The 18212-nt window shown below is 35.4% G+C and carries 14 protein-coding genes; 1 reads left to right on the top strand and 13 read right to left on the bottom strand.

What is annotated here, in order from left to right:
* Positions 1–12: 12 nt before the first annotated feature.
* The 12 genes from xerC to dnaE all read right to left on the bottom strand — a co-directional run bounded on the left by xerC (position 13) and on the right by dnaE (position 16502).
* Positions 13–909, bottom strand: a complete 897-nt coding sequence (xerC, locus tag OL234_RS04570) for a tyrosine recombinase XerC (protein ID WP_275469974.1) — start codon at positions 907–909, stop codon at positions 13–15.
* Between the two features lie 167 nt (positions 910–1076).
* Entirely contained in the window at positions 1077–1607 is a 531-nt protein-coding gene (locus tag OL234_RS04565) for an AAA family ATPase (RefSeq protein ID WP_275469973.1), read from the bottom strand.
* A 122-nt stretch (positions 1608–1729) separates the two neighbouring features.
* Entirely contained in the window at positions 1730–3040 is a 1311-nt protein-coding gene (trmFO, locus tag OL234_RS04560; RefSeq protein ID WP_275469972.1) for an FADH(2)-oxidizing methylenetetrahydrofolate--tRNA-(uracil(54)-C(5))-methyltransferase TrmFO, read from the bottom strand.
* 62 nt (positions 3041–3102) lie between these two features.
* Entirely contained in the window at positions 3103–5181 is a 2079-nt protein-coding gene (gene topA, locus OL234_RS04555; protein WP_275469971.1) for a type I DNA topoisomerase, read from the bottom strand.
* 138 nt (positions 5182–5319) lie between these two features.
* On the bottom strand, positions 5320–6081 hold the full coding sequence (dprA, locus tag OL234_RS04550; protein WP_275469970.1) for a DNA-processing protein DprA: 762 nt from the start codon (positions 6079–6081) through the stop codon (positions 5320–5322).
* Positions 6082–6254: 173 nt separating this feature from the next.
* A complete protein-coding gene (gene rnhB, locus OL234_RS04545; RefSeq protein ID WP_275469969.1) occupies positions 6255–7031 on the bottom strand; it encodes a ribonuclease HII in 777 nt (258 codons plus the stop codon).
* A complete protein-coding gene (gene ylqF, locus OL234_RS04540; RefSeq protein ID WP_275469968.1) occupies positions 7024–7884 on the bottom strand; it encodes a ribosome biogenesis GTPase YlqF in 861 nt (286 codons plus the stop codon). Before ylqF ends, rnhB begins: the two co-directional genes overlap by 8 nt.
* A gap of 26 nt (positions 7885–7910) precedes the next feature.
* Entirely contained in the window at positions 7911–8453 is a 543-nt protein-coding gene (lepB, locus tag OL234_RS04535) for a signal peptidase I (protein WP_275469967.1), read from the bottom strand.
* A gap of 113 nt (positions 8454–8566) precedes the next feature.
* Complete coding sequence (locus OL234_RS04530; RefSeq protein WP_275469966.1) at positions 8567–10021, bottom strand: S41 family peptidase; 1455 nt, start codon at positions 10019–10021, stop codon at positions 8567–8569.
* 186 nt (positions 10022–10207) lie between these two features.
* Positions 10208–11971, bottom strand: a complete 1764-nt coding sequence (gene pyk / locus OL234_RS04525; RefSeq protein WP_275469965.1) for a pyruvate kinase — start codon at positions 11969–11971, stop codon at positions 10208–10210.
* A gap of 77 nt (positions 11972–12048) precedes the next feature.
* Positions 12049–13011, bottom strand: coding sequence for a 6-phosphofructokinase (gene pfkA, locus OL234_RS04520; RefSeq protein ID WP_275469964.1), 963 nt, complete (start codon positions 13009–13011; stop codon positions 12049–12051).
* Positions 13012–13169: 158 nt separating this feature from the next.
* Positions 13170–16502, bottom strand: coding sequence for a DNA polymerase III subunit alpha (gene dnaE, locus OL234_RS04515; protein WP_275469963.1), 3333 nt, complete (start codon positions 16500–16502; stop codon positions 13170–13172).
* 152 nt (positions 16503–16654) lie between these two features.
* On the opposite strand from dnaE, the gene OL234_RS04510 reads away from it, so the two are divergent.
* Positions 16655–16843: a YjzD family protein gene (locus OL234_RS04510; RefSeq protein WP_275469962.1), complete on the top strand. Its 189-nt coding sequence runs from the start codon at positions 16655–16657 to the stop codon at positions 16841–16843.
* 31 nt (positions 16844–16874) lie between these two features.
* On the opposite strand, the gene OL234_RS04505 is transcribed toward OL234_RS04510, so the two are convergent.
* A complete protein-coding gene (locus tag OL234_RS04505; protein ID WP_275469961.1) occupies positions 16875–18080 on the bottom strand; it encodes a multidrug efflux MFS transporter in 1206 nt (401 codons plus the stop codon).
* Between the last annotated feature and the right edge of the window lie 132 nt (positions 18081–18212).

The following is an 18212-nucleotide window of genomic DNA, read 5'->3' as shown; positions in this document are numbered from 1 at the left end:
CCTATTACCTAATTAAGCTCTAGGATGAAAATTACGATAGCTTTGTTGTAATTTTTCTTTAGTCACATGCGCATATATTTGAGTTGAAGCCAAACTTTCATGACCTAATAACTCTTGAACAGTACGCATATCTGCACCATTATTTAATAAGTGTGTTGCGAAAGTATGTCGTAACATATGCGGATGTATTTCAGTAGTCAGACTACTTTTTTTGATAATTTGTTTTAAAATATACGTAATACCCGCAGGTGTCAACTGATCACCACGATGATTTACAAATACATAAGAGTGATCTTTTTGATAATGCGTCATCAAACTCGTTCGGCTTTCTTCAAAATAACGGATCAACGCAGCTTCAATATATGAACTAAACGGGACATAGCGTTCTTTATTTCCTTTACCATGGATTAAGAGAACATTGGTTTCAAAATCAATATCTCTCAATTTTAAATTGGCACACTCGCTTACTCGCAAACCTGTCCCATATAATACTTCTAGCAAAGCCGCATCTCGTATAGTTAACGGTTCGTCACCTGATACTGTTTGAAATAAAGCATCTACCTCTTTTTCATAAAAAAAGCGTGGTAAACGTAATTGCTTTTTTCGCATCTGTACATAGGAAAAGGGATTGGTTAAAGTTGCTTCTTGTCTCAATAAAAATTGATAAAAAGAACGTAAACTAGATATTTTTCGACCAATTGAGTTACGACTGTACTGTTTATCATACAAATATGAGAGATAAATTCTAACATCTTGATAAGATACTTCTAGGTAATTTGTCTCACACGTTTCATGTAAAAAAGCTAAAAAGTTTCTTATATCTTCTTCATACGCTTCTTTAGTTTTTAGCGAATACTGCCGTTCGACAACTAAATAATCTAAAAAATCTTTAACCCAGTCTCTACTCACTCTACTCTCCCCACTTTCTAACACAAAGATAATGTATCATAACAAAAATTTGAATACAATTAATTTAATATAAATTTGCTCTTTTTTTCATAGTTTGTCACATTTTACTCAAACTTTAGGCTAAATAAAGTCACCAAAAAAACTACTAACAGAGTATTAGTAGTTTTTTAATCATCCTTTAAGACATGTTCGACCAGATCTTCAAATGCAATATTAGCACTAGTGTACACGATAACCTTTGATTCAAAAGGCATTAACTGATCAATTAAATTACCTCGTTTCACTTTACGATACTCTTTTTCTGCCTGTAATTGTTTTTTCATGTCATTAAAAGTTTTATCAAATTTATTATCATAAGCTATTTTATTTTTCACATTATTTAATTTTTCTTTAAAAAAACCTGAGACTATTTGCCAGCGATTTTTGTACGATGGCGTATCTAATACGACAATAATATCTGCTTCAGAAAAATAGTTATCAAATAACTCGTCAACACTACTTTCAAAAATCCAACTACTACTCAATAATTGTTTAGTTAACTGAGCCTTGGCTGTAGCACTATCTTGTTCTAATTTCCCTGTATCATCTTTTAGCATAATAGCATTTAACTCATAATGCGGAATATCAAAATTTTGTGCCAAGGCTACAGCTAACCTAGTTTTCCCACAACCTACTGGCCCAACAATATGAATTTTCATAATAACACCTGTCCTTATTTTTTTAAGACTCGTTTATTAGTATACGTTATTTAGATAGGAAGTGAAAGCTTGTTTTTCACATTCTAATAAAAAAAGCTCAGTAAAATACTGAGCTTTTTTTATTAATTTTTATTTGAAACTATTTTTTCAGTTGCCTTTAGTGCACGTTCTGCAATTGCCGCGTAACGATCTTTCTTATCACGGATCTTGGTTGGTAGTTCTGGGAAAATACCAAAGTTAGCATTCATTGGTTGAAAATGTTTGCCTGCCGTATGTGTAATATAATACGCCATGCTTCCAATTGCCGTCTCGCGTGGGAATTCTATTAACTCTTCTCCTTTGGCTAAACGAGCTGCGTTCATCCCTGCAACCATACCGCTAGCTGCACTTTCAACATATCCTTCCACTCCAGTCATTTGACCTGCAAAGAACAAGTTTGAGCGTTTACGTGCTTGATAAGTTGGTTGTAATAATTCTGGAGAATTCATAAAAGTATTACGATGCATAACACCATAACGTACAATCTCAGCATTCTCTAAACCAGGAATCATTTGAATAATTCGTTTTTGTTCTCCCCACTTCAAATGAGTTTGGAAGCCAACAATATTAAAGAGCGAAGCTGCTGCATTATCTTGACGTAATTGAATGACTGCATATGGACGTTTATCAGTTTTAGGGTCTTCTAACCCAACAGGTTTTAGAGGTCCAAATAACATTGTTTTTTCTCCACGATCAGCCATTACCTCAATTGGCATACAACCTTCAAAATATTTTTCTTTTTCAAACTCTTTTAAAGGTGCTACTTCTGCAGTGATCAGAGCCTCACGGAAAGCGGTGAATTCTTCTTTGTTCATCGGACAATTTAAGTAAGCTGCTTCTCCCTTATCGTAACGTGACTTTAAATATACTTTATCCATATCAATAGTAGATTTTTCAATAATTGGTGCAGCTGCATCGTAGAAATACAGGCCTTCTGATTCGGTAAAGGTAGCTATCTGGTCTGCTAATGCCTCTGAAGTTAAGGGACCCGACGCTATAATGACAATTCCCTCAGGAATTTCTGTCATCTCTTCGTCTAATACTGTGATATTAGGGTGATTACGAACTCTGTCGGTTACCATTTGAGAGAAATTTTCGCGATCGACTGCTAAGGCACCTCCGGCTGGCACTGCGGTAGCATCAGCTGAACCGATAATGACAGAATCAAACTGGCGCATTTCTTCCTTTAGTAAACCAACTGCATTTGTTAAATTATTCCCCCGCAATGAATTCGAACATACTAATTCTGCAAATTTATCCGTATGATGGGCAGGTGACTTTTTCACCTTACGCATTTCATATAACTTAACTTTTACGCCTGATTCTGCGGCTTGCCATGCTGCTTCACTACCTGCTAATCCTGCTCCAATAACTGTTACTGTTTGTGTTGTCATTATCTCATCTCCTATTATTTCAAATAAGAAACGACAGGTCGCAACGATCTGCCGTCTCATTTTTATTTTTGAATATCTTCTTTGTAGTCACAATCACTACATAAAACTTGTTTTCCGCCCTTAATTTTCTTCTCAACTAAATAATGAGAACATTTTGGACAGTCACGACCAATCGGTTTATCCCATGAAGTAAACTCACATTCAGGATAATCACTGCAACCATAAAACAATCTATTTTTCTTTGATTTACGCTCGATTACCTCTCCTTTTTTACAAGTAGGACATTTTACACCGATTTCTTTAACAATTGCTTTAGTATTACGGCAATCAGGAAAATTACTACACGCATAAAATTTACCGTAGCGACCTAATTTAATAACCATCTCATGACCACACTCTTCGCAGTCAAAACCCGCTGGTTCATCTTTGATTTGGATTTTTTCCATATTTTCCTCTGCAGAATCTAACTCAATTGCAAAAGGTTTATAGAAGCGATCAACGACCTCTTTCCACTGTTCTTCATGTTCCGCGATTTTATCTAAATCTTCTTCCATTTGAGCCGTAAAATTGATATCAACAATCCTTGGGAAAAACTCAACAATCAAACCATTTACGATTTCACCTAATTCCGTTGGTTCAAATCGCTTGCTTACCAATTTAACGTAGTAGCGTCTCTGGATAGTTTCAAGGGTTGGTGCATAAGTTGAAGGGCGTCCTACACCATTCTCTTCAAGCGTTTTAATTAAAGTTGCCTCACTAAAACGTGCCGGTGGTTGAGTAAAGTGTTGCTTACGTTCTAAATCAACTGCTTTAACTTCTTCACCCTCGTCTAATTCTGGTAGGATATTTTCTTTTTCTTCTTTGCCTTCATCATTTCCTTCAATGTAAACTTTCATAAACCCAGGAAATTTTATTTTAGAACCATTGGCAACAAACATAACCCCATTTTGTTCTAAATTGACCCGCATAGTGTCTAAAACGGCAGAGGTCATTTGGCTAGCAACTACCCTAGACCAAATTAAGTTGTACAATTTAAACTGATCCTTATCTAAATATTGCTTGACAGACTCTGGAGTTCTTAAAATACTAGAGGGACGAATCGCTTCATGAGCATCTTGAGCTCCTTTTTCTTTACTTGATGTTTCTTTAAAGCCAATAGCGTATTCTGCTCCGTACGTCTCCTCAATAAAACTAGCTGCTTCATTTTTAGCAGTGTTAGACAAGCGAGTTGAATCGGTACGCATGTAGGTAATCAAACCGACTGTTCCTTGTTTCCCTAAGGCGATCCCCTCATACAACTGTTGCGCAACCATCATAGTTTTACGTGTTCTAAAATTCAATTTTCTGGCTGCTTCTTGCTGTAAGCTACTTGTAGTAAATGGTTTTGCAGGATTTCGTTTACGTTCTTTTTTAGTGATTTTAGTAATAGTATACGCATCACCTTCTAGTCGATCAGTGACAGCTTTAACTTCTTCAGCAGTTGCTAGTTTAGTTTTTTTACCATCTACACCATAAAAAGACGCTTTGAATTTTTTCCGTTTTTTAAGAAAATTAGCTGCAATACTCCAGTATTCTTCAGGCTCAAATTGGCGAATTTCTTCTTCTCTTTCTAAAATAATCTTCAAAGCAATTGACTGAACGCGACCTGCGCTCAAACCTTTTTTGACTTTCTTCCACAAAATTGGGCTAATTGAGTAGCCCACTAAACGATCCAAGATACGACGAGCTTGTTGCGCATCAACTAAATCAAGATTGATTGAACGTGGTTCTTTAAAAGCGGCCTTGACAGCCTCTTTAGTAATTTCGTTAAATACAACTCTATTTTTATCCTCTAAGTCCAAATCTAACAAATGTGCCAGATGCCAAGCAATAGCTTCCCCTTCTCTATCCGGGTCACTTGCAAGATAAACTTTTTGTGCTTTTTTTGCTAATTTCTTTAATTCTTTAATAACAGGTCCTTTACCTCGGATTGAAATATAATGGGGTTCATAATTATTTTCAATATCGACACCCATCTTACTTTTTGGTAAATCACGAATATGTCCAACACTAGCGACGACTTTATAATTCCTACCTAGGTATTTTTCGATTGTTTTTGCTTTAGCTGGTGATTCCACGATTACTAAATATTTATACGCCATGTAATTTACTACCACCTTTATTTATTCACTTTGAATCATCGCATTGATTATATTTTCATATATCGAATCGTTACAATCTTATGCCATATTCCAACTGTTTGTCAACAATAGATGGTTATTTACCTCAAAAAATCAAATTTAATTATAAAATTCTTCTAAAATATCAGAGAAACAAGTCACGCATTTAGCACCATCTTGAATCAGTTTGTGACACCCTTCTGAAGATGGTAATAAAATGTTGCCTGGTACAGCAAATACCTCGTGCCCCATATCTAAAGCTAATTGGGCAGTTATCAAACTGCCACTCCGTTTTTTCGCTTCTACTATACATGTCCCCTTACTAATCCCTGCGATAATTCTGTTGCGAGATGGGAAGTGAAAAGGAAGTGGTCGTGATGTCCTGATATACTCTGTTATGATTAAGTGGTTGCAAGCAATCTCTTCATGAAGTCTAGCATTTTTTATTGGATAAACTGTATCAAAACCACACCCCACCACGGCGATGGTTTTGCCTTTTGCGATAATAGTTTCCTCGTGAACATAGGTATCGATCCCCAAAGCCATCCCGCTAACCGTCACAAAACAATTGTCTACCAAACCGCGAACTAATTCTCTAGTCACTCTTTTTCCGTACCAAGTAGCCTCTCTAGCGCCTACAATTGCTATCGATTTATACTTTAATAGATCAATATCTCCCAGGTAAAAAAAAGCGGCTGGAGGATTATAAATTTCACGTAAGGTGTTCGGATAATCATCATCTAAAATAGTAACAAATCCCCCACATAAATACTCCATATACAAACTATCTTTTCTATTAAAAATCATCTCCATACTTTTTAAGAATTTAGTTAGTTTCGGTGCTGCTATCTCTGCTAATCCGGCTATTTCTCTAGTCGTCATCTCCCAACAATTACACTCATCAACTTTTGAAATCAATTTCAAAAGTTTAGCGTTACTCAAATAGTCAACGTGCTTCATTAAAAAAATAAAAAACTTTAAAGAACTCAAAAAAAACACCCACTTTCTACTAGTCTTATAATAAAGATAAGTAAAAAATTGATGTTTCATTTTTATTAGTTTAAATATTTTTTTACCGGGGCAAATGTTTCACGGTGAATAGGACAGGGGCCTAGTTTTTCAAGACCTTCAAGGTGTTCTTTCGTCCCATAACCTGCATTATTTGCAAAACCATAGCCGGGGTACTTGGTATCAAAAGATTTCATTAAACGATCTCTTGTTACTTTTGCAATAATACTTGCCGAAGCAATGCTGACACTCTTAGCATCACCTTTAATAATGGATTCTTGAGGTATTGGAAGGCTTTCTAATTTCATTGCATCAATCAATAAATAATCCGGTGGAAATGATAATTTTGCTACGGCTAACTTCATAGCTTCCTTCGTCGCTTCATAAATATTAATTTTATCAATGATTTTTTCATCGATAATTCCAATACCTACCGATACAGCTTGTTCTAAGATTAAGTCGTAGAACATATCACGTTTCTTTTCAGATAATTTCTTTGAATCATCAATTTCTAACAATTCAAAGTCCTTTGGTAAAATAACAGCTGCAGCCACAACTGGACCCGCTAGTGGTCCGCGACCCACCTCATCGATACCGGCAATCATTCTATAGCCTTTGGCTTGTGCAGCGTGCTCATAAGCCAAAATCATTTCTGCTTTTTCTTTAATCTGAGCCTGTTTAATTTGATTGATTTCCCAAGTTGCTAATAACTTTTGAACACCTTTACGGTCATCTTCCTGTAAAGCTCTAAAATAAGAATCCGTTTGGCTTGTAATACTAGCTAATTTCTCTTTTACTACTTTAATTGAATCTTTTTTAGTCATCTAACTCATCTCGCATCTCATCATATCGGTCCAAAGTAAAACGCCCAACCATGCCATTTCTGATTTCTTGAATAATCATCGCACTAGCACGGTCATAGTCATCCCTGAATCCTCGTTTTTTAGTTATTAATAGTAATTGCTCAACTGTCGGTAACGCTAAATCCTCATCAGTTAATTGATAACGTTTTTTTAAATCTTCAGGGTAATGTTTCCCTAAAAATTCTAAAGCGTATAAAGTTAAGTCATCCAGATGTAATAAATTATCTTTAATCGCCCCTGTCACTGCTAATTTGCGACCCATTTCTTGGTCCTCAAATTTAGGCCATAAAATTCCTGGTGTGTCTAGAAGATCCATATCAGTTCCAGCTTTTAACCACTGTTGACTTTTAGTAACACCTGGTTTGTTCCCAGTTCTAGCAATATTTTTTTTGACCAAACGATTCATAAGCGTTGACTTACCAACATTTGGAATTCCAATAATCATCGCTCTAATCGGTTGAGGTTTAATCCCTCTTGCTTGTTGCCGTTCTCTTTTTTCTTTTAAAACAGTCTTACAGGCAGGAATAATTTGGTTAATCCCTTTCCCTTCATGAGAATTAACGATAACAGCTGCAAACCCTTTATTTTCAAAATACTGACGCCATTTTTGATTTTCACGAGGATCAGCTAGGTCACCTTTATTTAAAATAACCAATCGTGGTTTTTGTTGAACAATTTCATCCATCATTGGATTTCTACTTGATAAAGGTAAACGGGCATCAACTAACTCGATGACAATGTCTACAAATTTTAATTTTTCTGTTACTTCTCTTCTTGCTTTGGCCATATGACCTGGAAACCATTGAATCGTCATGTGAAACACTCACTCCATCTCTTATCTTACTTTATTAGTTTAAAATGCTTAATTGGATAATAAACCATCACTGCTTTTCCAATAACCTCAGATTTTTTCACTTCACCAAATGATCGACTGTCTTTACTAAGTCTTCGATTATCCCCTAAAACAAAATAGGCATCTTCCGAAATGGTTGGTTTTTCTAACAAATCCAACGTATCAAAATTAGTTGTGTATTGGTTGCTGCTGCGTTTTATCTTTGCTTGACCTAAAAACTCTTCATCCACTATTTTTTCATTTACAAATAATTCGTCATCAATATATTGAATTCTTTCACCAGGCATACCAATAACACGTTTAATATAAGTCGCCCCATCATTTTGTTTGAATATAATGACATCAAACCGCTTGATTTCTGAAAATTTTTCATAAACTAATTGGTCATCTTGCTTTAATGTTTTAGCCATTGAATTACCATCCACTTTCATGGGAATAAAGACAAAACCACGAATTAAAAAGACAATCACACTAGCTAAAACTATCATTTTTGTCCAATAAAAAAAATTTTCGACAATCTTATCTTTCATACTGTCCTCCAATCTCACTTAATTACATGATAATAAAAAATATAACAGATAGCTACTATTTTAAAAAAATAAATGGTTTTCATAATAAAAAAGCTACCATACAGGTAACCTTTTTATTTTTTCATCAGCAATAATACTTCGGAGACACTTTTTTTGTACGCATTATCATTTTCACTTATTTTTTTAGCCAGATGTGCTTCTAGCGCATTTGCCGTCAGAGCATCAATCTCACCTGTCATTTCCAAATCGTTTGCTTGTTGGAAGCTCTTAACTGCTTCTAAAGTAGAATCAGTATATTCTTCTGTGTCTGGCTCTACTTCATAATCTAACCCACTTAATATGCCATTAATGTTCTTGATAACAGGCGCGACCATCCCCAAACTATAAACGGTTCCTTTATCAATTGGGGCTAAGTAAGCATAACTTGGATAATCTGCCTCAATTGTCGGTTTTATTCCTTTTTTATGAATCCATGTCCCTTTAGGTGTTAACCATTTATTTGTAGTTAGCTTTAAATCACTATCTTCCGATAAAGGTTGAACTGATTGGACAGTTCCCTTACCAAAGGTTTTTTTACCGACAATGGGGACATCGGCAGACTCATTTAAAGCTGCGGCAAAAATTTCTGAGGCACTGGCACTATTCCCATCAACTAAAACGACTGTCGGTTCTGTTACTTTAAAGCCATTGTCTAATTCCTTACCTGCCACCCACGTTTCTTTATCTTTTTCTTTATTCTCAAATTTGACAATTGTTTTTTTATCTTCAAGGAACATACTACTCATAATAGCAACTTGGTCCAATAAGCCACCAGGATTATGTCTGACATCAATGACGAATCCTTTAGCTCCTTGCTTTCTTAAACCTTTCACGCCTGCTTTTAGCTCTTTAGCAGTTGTTTCAGAGAAATGGCTGATAGAAATAATTCCAATATCTTTATGATCCTTATCTATTTCTGTTGTAACAGAATCAATTACAATACTATCACGTTCCAAGGTAACATCGAAAATATCCGCTCCTCTTTGCATAGTCAATGTTAATTCAGAGCCTTTTTTCCCTCTTATTTTCTCAATAATTTCTGATAAAATTTGGCCTTTAGTCTCTTTTCCATCTATCTTCAAAATAATATCATGTGCTTCTAATCTTGCTTTTTCTGCAGGAGACCCTTTAATTGGTGGTTCCGCAATAATAGGTTGCTCATTTTCTAGTGTCATCGTGGCACCAATCCCATCAAAACTACCACTAATTGTCGTGTTGAGATCTGTTAAATCTTTACCATCAACATAATCTGTAAAAGGATCAGATAAGGCAGATGTCATCCCTTTTATCGCTCCATCTACTAGCTCTTCTTTTTTGTAATCACCCACATATTGTTGTCGTATGGCTTCATATGATGTATTAAACTTTTTCAATTCTGCAGCATGAGGAAATGCTGCTTCGAATTGGTGGCGCTCCTTTTCATAGGTCATTTCCGCCAATTTATAAGCACCACCACTTGCGATAACTGCCACACAAACTAGCGAGATAATATATTGTTTATATGAAATAAACTTTTTATTTTTTTTCATACATTCACGCTCTTTCTTTTGACATATTTTATTAACAAGACAAAAAATATTGCCCACCACTAATACTCATCTTGCTATTTTTATAAAGTCATATTTTATTTTACCACATGTGGTCTAAAATAAGCTTATTTATCTTTAAAACAAAAAGCCTCGTCATAATGCATGACGAGGCTACTATTTTTATTACTATTTAGCGTGTGATGTTAAACCACTTGAAACGATACCGTGTTGAGGATCAACTGTGACTAAGGTATTATCTGGGATAATACCAGTAGCATCTGTAGCGCCAACAACAACGGGAATCCCTTTAGCAATACCAACAACTGCTGCATGAGAAGTTAAGCCGCCATCTTCAACAATTAAAGCTCCTGCTAAATCAATTGCTGGCATGTAGTCTTTATCGGTTGTTTTAACAACTAAGACACAGCCTTCAATCGCTTTTGAATTAGCTTCTTCAGCTGTTTCAGCAACCACCGTTGTTCCAACGAATGATTCACGACCAACACCTTGACCTTCTAATAATTTAGAACCAATTAATTGAATTTTCATTAAGTTAGTTGTGCCACGTTCTCCAACTGGAACACCTGCAGTAATCAAGATTAAGTCGCCTTCTTTAGCAAAACCTTGTTCTTGAGAAACCTCTGTTGCTAAATCAAACATATCATCTGTTGATGATGGTTTGTCAGTAACTGTTGGGAATACGCCCCAAGCTAATGATAAACCACGCGCTTTACGTTCATCAAATGTAATCGCTACAATATGTGATTTTGGACGATATTTAGAAATCATACGGGCTGTATGACCTGATTCAGTTGCAGCAACAATTGTTTTAATCCCTAAATTACGAGCTGTATGACCAACTGATTGTCCGATTGCTTCTGTCATATCTGATTTGCCATATTTTTTAAGTGCGAATGCATCTTGATCAACTAAGGCTTCTTCAGTACGTACAGCAATATTATGCATTGTTTGAACAGCTTCAACTGGATAGTCTCCAGCAGCTGTTTCACCTGATAACATAATAGCATCTGTTCCGTCATAAATAGCATTAGCTACATCGCTTGCTTCGGCACGTGTTGGACGAGGATTATGTTGCATAGAATCTAACATTTGAGTCGCTGTAATGACAACTTTACCGATTGCATTACATTTTTTAATCATTAATTTTTGTGCAACTGGAACTTCTTCAGTTGGAATTTCAACCCCTAAGTCACCACGAGCAACCATTAAACCATCAGAAACTTTTAAAATATCATCTAAATTATCAATACCTTCTTGATTTTCGATTTTAGAAATAATTTGAATGTGAGTCGCATTATTTTCATCTAGAATACGAGTAATTTCTAAGACATCGCTTGGACGGCGAACAAAGCTAGCTGCGATGAAGTCAACATCATTTTTAATACCAAATTCGATATCTGCTGCATCTTTTTCAGTAATACCAGGTAAATTGATAGATGCTCCAGGAACGTTAACGCCTTTTTTACTACCTAGCAATCCTTCATTTTTAGCGATTGTTACAATTTCATTAGCTGCTGTATCAATTTCAACAACCTCTAAATCAATTAAACCATCATCTAAAAGAATGTGTGAACCTGGTTGAACATCTTTGATTAAATCCTCATAAGTCACAGAAAATTTTTCTGGAGTCCCTTCAACTTGTGTCATAGCAATACGAACAGTTGAATCTTTGACGATAGTAATTTTTGAACCGCCAGCCATATCATGGGTACGGATTTCTGGTCCTTTTGTATCTAAAAGAATAGCTACACGTTTTCCAGAAATTTTTGAAGCCTCACGAATGTTTTTAATACGATTACCATGCTCTTCGAAGTCACCGTGTGAAAAGTTCAAACGACAAACATTCATTCCAGAATTCATTAATTCTACTAGCATATCTACTGTTTCACTAGCTGGTCCAATTGTACAAACGATCTTAGTCTTTTTCATTTTAAAAACGCTCCTAATATTTATTGAGTTTATTTTGATTATAATCTTAATAACTATATACCTACTCTAATAATTACCTACAGTGAAATCTCTTTATTAATTGTATATAAAGACATGTCTGGTTGGTGTTTACCTTGTTCAAGAATTTCGATAATATCACTTGCCACGATGTCATTATTACGAACACCGACACACAAGCCTCCTCTACCTTCTTTAAGTAACTCAACAGCATGCCAACCAAATTTGCTTGCTAATACGCGGTCTTTAGCAGTTGGTGACCCCCCACGAACAACATGACCTAAAACAGAGACACGTTCATGAAAATCCCCATACTCTGATAATTTTTCAGCAAATTCATGACCTGGCATAACACCTTCTGCCAACATAATTAGGCAATGCTTTTTACCACGCTCACGACCTTCAGTGATTTTTGCTGCAACATCTTTCATGTCATATTCTTTTTCAGGTACGACAATGACATCTGCTCCACCTGCAAGACCTGCCCACATTGCAATATCACCAGCATTACGTCCCATTACTTCAATCACAAATGTACGGACATGTGATGTGGCAGTATCACGAATTTTGTCGACAGCATCTAATACTGTGTTGATAGCTGTATCAAAACCGATTGTGTAGTCTGTTCCTGGAATATCATTATCAATTGTTCCTGGAATACCGACAGCTGGATAGCCATGTTTAGTTAAAGCCATAGCACCATGATAAGAACCATCTCCACCAATCACAACTAAACCTTCAATTCCGAATTTTTTTAATTGCTCAATCCCTTTTAATTGTCCTTCTTGTGTTGCAAATTCTGGATAACGAGCAGAGTATAAGAATGTTCCCCCACGTTGAATAATATCCCCAACATCTGCAATCTCTAACTTGCGAATATCACCCGCAACTAAACCTGCGTAGCCATAATTAATACCATAAACTTCCATTCCATCGTGGATAGCTTTACGAGTCACGGCTCTGACAGCTGCGTTCATACCTGGTGCATCCCCACCACTAGTTAAAATAGCGATACGTTTCATTACAATTCACCTCGATAATTATTTAAAGTCAATTTATTATATTTAATGTTCTAAATATTAATAAAACTTCCTTTTTATTTTACCATTTTATCCAGAAAAAGTCTTTGAAAAACAGAAAATACTATGAAAAAAAATGAAAGAAGCTTATCTATAAGTTATTACTTAAAGACAATATTACCTTTATTCACTATACATGATAACTCATTTTTCAAATTAATGCTCTCATTTACCCAAAATTCATCACTTAATACTAATTTTTGAGCGTTTTTTTCAAAATATAAGATGACTGGTGTTATCCCTGGATGCTGTTTAAAAATCCCTTTTAATTGAATTAAAAGAGTCTCGCTTTCATCTGCCTCTTCGATTTTGAGGTAACAAATTTTAGGACCAAGTTTATCTTGATAATCTTCTGCAAATTCAATAGAATCAGCTACTACTTGCAATGCCTTATCAAATTTACTACGACTAACTTTCCCTTGAACTAAAATGACTTTATCCTTATCTAGACGTTTACTTATTTGGCGGTAAGTTCCAGGAAAGATAGTAACAGAGGTCTCACCTGACGCATCGTGCCCATCAACAAAGGCCATTTGTTCTCCTTTTTTAGTCCTAATAATACGAATGTTTTTAATCAACAATAGTAATTTGATAGGAACTTGCTCAGTCAATTGCTCAACGTTTTTAACATTTTTCATGATTTTTAAGGTTCTAAATTCATCGACAGGATGACCAGATAGATACGTACCTAGATAAGATGCTTCTTGCTCTAGTTTGTCTGGGATCGAATAATCTTCGATTTCTTCCTTTTTCAAACTCAAGATAGATAAAAGATCCATACTTCCCCCACTATATAAGATATTTTTTATAGAGCTATCTAAATCTTCAACCAGTTGGCGACGATTACTGTGTAACGCATCAAAAGCCCCGCTATAAATTAAAGGTAATAAATTTTCAGTTTTTAGAAATTTTCGATCTATTCTTAATAAAAAATCATCAAATGAAGTAAAGTGGCCATTCTCTTTTCTAATATTCAAAATATTTTTAGTAAAATCTGAGCGAACCCCTTTTAAGGAATTAAACCCAAAAATGATTTCTTCTTTATCTAGATAAAAGCCATAATGACTTCTATTAATATGAGGGCCTTTTATTTTTAGACCAAAACGCCTTGCATCATTGACATATTCTTTAATTTTACCTAAGTTATGGCGGACAGAATTTAATAACGCCACAAAAAATGGCGTGGGGTAGTGAACTTTTAAATACGCTAACCAATAGGCAATAAAAGCATAAGCCATAGCATGAGATCTGTTAAAGCCATAGTTAGCAAAACGTTCAATATAATCATAAACTTTATTGGCTACCGCAACATCATAACCTTGTTCAAGAGAACCTTCTACAAAGTGTCGACGTTCATCATCCAATACGTCTTTTTTCTTTTTACTAATAGCCCGTCTTAAAATATCTGCCTCACCTAGACTGAAACCAGCCATCTTAGCTGCAACTTGCATAATTTGCTCTTGGTAAACGATGATGCCATAAGTAACACCTAAAATTTCTTGTAAACTTTCATGAGGGTAGTCAATTGGCTCCTCACCTTTTTTTCGAGCAACAAACAAATCAATATTTTCCATCGGACCTGGGCGATATAAAGCATTCACTGCCGCAACATCTTCAATCGAAGTTGGACCTAATTTTCGCAACACATTTTTTATACCAGGTGATTCGAATTGGAAAACCCCAACGGTGCGTGCTTGTCTAAATAATTTTAAGGTTAATTCATCATTCATTGGAATATCTTGCAAGACTAACTCTTGGTTATAAACTCGTTTAACTTGTTGCACGGCCTCATCTAAGATAGATAAGTTACGTAAACCTAAAAAGTCCATCTTTAACAAGCCGATTGCTTCCACATCATTCATTGTAAATTGAGTCAATGGAATATCTCCTGTCCCTGATTGTAACGGAACTAACTCAGTTAAATCTTGATCACTAATGACAACACCTGCAGCATGTGTTGAAATATGACGAGGTAGGCCTTCTATTTTTGAAGCTACCTCAAAAATCAAGCGATTTTTTTCAGTCTCATTCACTAATTGTTTTAGCTCTTTTGATTGTTCAAGCGCTTCTTTTAACGTTATCTTTAACACATTAGGAATCGCATTAGACCATTGATTTGCTTCATTTTGTGACAACCCAAATACTCTAGAAACATCTCTAAGAGCCATCTTGGCAGCCAATGTTCCAAATGTAGCAATTTGAGCTACGTGATGATGCCCGTGTTTCTGACTAACATAGTTTAATATTTCATCACGACGATTATCAGGTATATCTAAGTCAATATCTGGCATTGTATAACGTTCTTTATTTAAAAAACGCTCAAATAAAAGATCGTATTGAATAGGGTCAACGTCTGTTATATGTGTCACAAACGAGACCAACGAACCTGCCGCTGATCCTCGTCCTGGTCCAAAAGCTATTTTTTTGGACCTTGCAAAATTCATAACGTCCCAAATAATTAAAAAATAATCAACAAAACCCATTTCCGTAATAACTGACAGTTCATAATTTAAGCGATCTATGTAACGATCATCAGGATCTTTAACTCTTGTTGGTAAATTATTAAAACAAATTTCACGTAAAAATTCAGCACCGTGACGTCCTTCAGGTACTTTGTAATGAGGGAGAAGTGTTTGATCAAATTTCATTTCAAATTGACACGCTTCCACTACTTTTGAAATAGTTTCCCCAACTGTAGATAGATCACAATTTTTTAGGCGTGCCACAAAATTATCCGGTGTTGGCAAGTAGTATTGTCCCGTCTGTTGGATGGTGTCAGTACTCAATTTTGTCCCTGCTTCAATATGCTCCAATACCCTTAATGAAAAATCATCACTTGGATTTAAATAACGTACTTCATGTAAAGCAACTAACTCGATGTCAAAACCCTTTAGGAAGTTCAACCAACTCATTTTGCGTGGCTCTTCTTCATTTACAATAGATATTCCGCCATACAGTGACCCGTGATCGACTAAGGTTTGTAGGTCTGTTAAAGACGTCTCTAGTTCCGATGATTGTTGTTGGAATAACCTTCCTATATGGGACGTATCATCACTGATAATTACTACCAAATGATGTAAATAATTTTTTATTTGATTAAAATAAAAAGAGTCTGTCTTTGCTCTCTCCATCTTTAGAGTTGAAATTTTTAATAGATTTTGATAACCAATTTCATCTTTAGCTAATAAAATCATTTTGGAATCGTACTCATCTTGACGACTATAACGATAACGAATTGTTAGCCCTATCAAAGGTTTAATCCCAACCTTTTGACAGGCTTGATAAAATTCAGCCACACCATGCATAACATCTAAATCAGTAATTGCAAGTGCATCATAACCATAGTTTTTTGCCTTTTGGACAAGTTCTTCAATTCTATTAGTACTGGCTAACAGCGAATAAGCTGTTAAGACTTGTAATTGAGCAGTAGCCATTAGTGACTCCCCCTTTCCCCTTTTTTAGAATGCTTATATTATACCATGAAATCTAACATTGGTTACTTTCAAACTTGTGAAAATAATCGTAATATACTTTAATTTATCGTATTTTTATGCTAAAATACGATAGTGAAAAGAGGTGTAGCATTATGCGTCATGTCGTCGTATTATTTTGGGCATTAATTTTAGGTCAAATCGTTGCCTATCTTGGAGCCGCCCTTAACCATGGTTTGTATAACTTCCCTCAAGCAGTAATGGGTTCAATTTTAATTGCGATCGTTACTATCCTAGTTGGTGAAGTATCACAACCTTCTAAAAAAGAAGTTAAAAACTCATAAAAAAGAAGCAGCGTAGCTGCTTCTTTTTTATTTAAGTATAATCAATATGCTTCCCTATCGTTCCTTTAAAATTGTACAGTGATAACCCAATATTTATTAGTATAAAACCTGCCGTTCCAATGAAAACTCCTGAATAACCAAAACCAGTCGCAATCGTTGACCCGATCAAAGGACCTAAGACTTGTCCAAAATTTTGGGCCATTTGATTATAACTAAATATTCGACTAACGCCTTCTTTAGGTGTTAACTTACTGATAATTGAATTAATTGATGGCATTAAAGCTCCTGTCGAAAATCCCATCAGAAATCTTAAAACACCTAACTGGAAGGGCGTTTTTACAAAAGCCATGGGAATAATGCAAAACATAAATAAGACAAGTCCCACTAATAAGACATTTTGATTACCATACCTATCTCCTATCTTACCTAAAAAAGGCGAGGAAATAAAAGCTGACACGCCTGCAATTGAGACAATCATCCCACTTACAAACAAGATATTTTCTACACCGCCGCCTAATTCTCGGATATATAAAGTTAGAATAGGACTAATACTCGTAATTCCAATCTGTAAAATTAATGTTGTTATAAATAAACCATACAACATAGATGGATCTTTAATTTTACCGATAATATCCTTTGTTGAAACAATATTTTTTTTAGCAATAGGCTGAAAATCTTCTTTCACAAAAAATATAGTTAACAGCGTATTTAAAAATAAAACACTTCCTGTAATAATGAACACATTTTGCATACCAAAAGCTTCTGCTAAAGCACCTCCCATTAATGGGCCAATTAAACTCCCAGCAACTGCTCCTGTCGCTAATGTTCCTAAAGCCCATCCATTCTTCTCCATGGGGGCTTGAGAAGCAATCATTGCTGTGGCATTGGGTACATAGCCAGATAGAACACCTGTCATAAAGCGCATAATGAGTAACCAATAAACATTTGGTACGAAAGCTAACGCCCCCATAGTAATGGTCATCCCAGCAGCCGCCCTAACCATCATCAACTTTCTACCTTTACGATCTGCTAAATTGCCCCAAATAGGGGCAACTAGAGCTGAAGCCAAAGCTGTTACACTAATAGCTAAGCCAGCATAAAACTCAATCTTAGATTTTGGCGCTCCTAATTCTTCAATATAAACAGGAATAAATGGCATAACTAAACTAAAACTTGCTCCTGTAAAAAAACAACCTAACCACGCAATATAGAGATTTCGTTTCCAATCAACTTGCATTATACCGCCTCTTTTTTATTAATAGTTTACTATTTAGACATCGTTACTCTTCCCTTTAACTTTAACATGTTTTGAAAAATTAGCCATCTATTTACTCTTCACTGTTTTTTAATCTAAAAAAAGACAAGTGAA

Origin of the sequence: Vagococcus intermedius (assembly GCF_029144185.1) — a bacterium.
GTDB classification, from domain to species: domain Bacteria; phylum Bacillota; class Bacilli; order Lactobacillales; family Vagococcaceae; genus Vagococcus_D; species Vagococcus_D intermedius.
Note: the sequence above shows the minus strand (reverse complement) of the source record. Positions and strands in the feature narration are given on the sequence as shown.

Coding starts and splice junctions, on each gene's coding strand:
- OL234_RS04565 (WP_275469973.1), bottom strand. CDS start 1,607: ATGAAAATTCATATTGTTGGGCCAGTAGGTTGTGGGAAAACTAGGTTA.
- trmFO (WP_275469972.1), bottom strand. CDS start 3,040: ATGACAACACAAACAGTAACAGTTATTGGAGCAGGATTAGCAGGTAGT.
- topA (WP_275469971.1), bottom strand. CDS start 5,181: ATGGCGTATAAATATTTAGTAATCGTGGAATCACCAGCTAAAGCAAAA.
- dprA (WP_275469970.1), bottom strand. CDS start 6,081: ATGACGACTAGAGAAATAGCCGGATTAGCAGAGATAGCAGCACCGAAA.
- rnhB (WP_275469969.1), bottom strand. CDS start 7,031: ATGACTAAAAAAGATTCAATTAAAGTAGTAAAAGAGAAATTAGCTAGT.
- ylqF (WP_275469968.1), bottom strand. CDS start 7,884: ATGACGATTCAATGGTTTCCAGGTCATATGGCCAAAGCAAGAAGAGAA.
- lepB (WP_275469967.1), bottom strand. CDS start 8,453: ATGAAAGATAAGATTGTCGAAAATTTTTTTTATTGGACAAAAATGATA.
- OL234_RS04530 (WP_275469966.1), bottom strand. CDS start 10,021: ATGAAAAAAAATAAAAAGTTTATTTCATATAAACAATATATTATCTCG.
- pyk (WP_275469965.1), bottom strand. CDS start 11,971: ATGAAAAAGACTAAGATCGTTTGTACAATTGGACCAGCTAGTGAAACA.
- pfkA (WP_275469964.1), bottom strand. CDS start 13,011: ATGAAACGTATCGCTATTTTAACTAGTGGTGGGGATGCACCAGGTATG.
- dnaE (WP_275469963.1), bottom strand. CDS start 16,502: ATGGCTACTGCTCAATTACAAGTCTTAACAGCTTATTCGCTGTTAGCC.
- OL234_RS04510 (WP_275469962.1), top strand. CDS start 16,655: ATGCGTCATGTCGTCGTATTATTTTGGGCATTAATTTTAGGTCAAATC.
- OL234_RS04505 (WP_275469961.1), bottom strand. CDS start 18,080: ATGCAAGTTGATTGGAAACGAAATCTCTATATTGCGTGGTTAGGTTGT.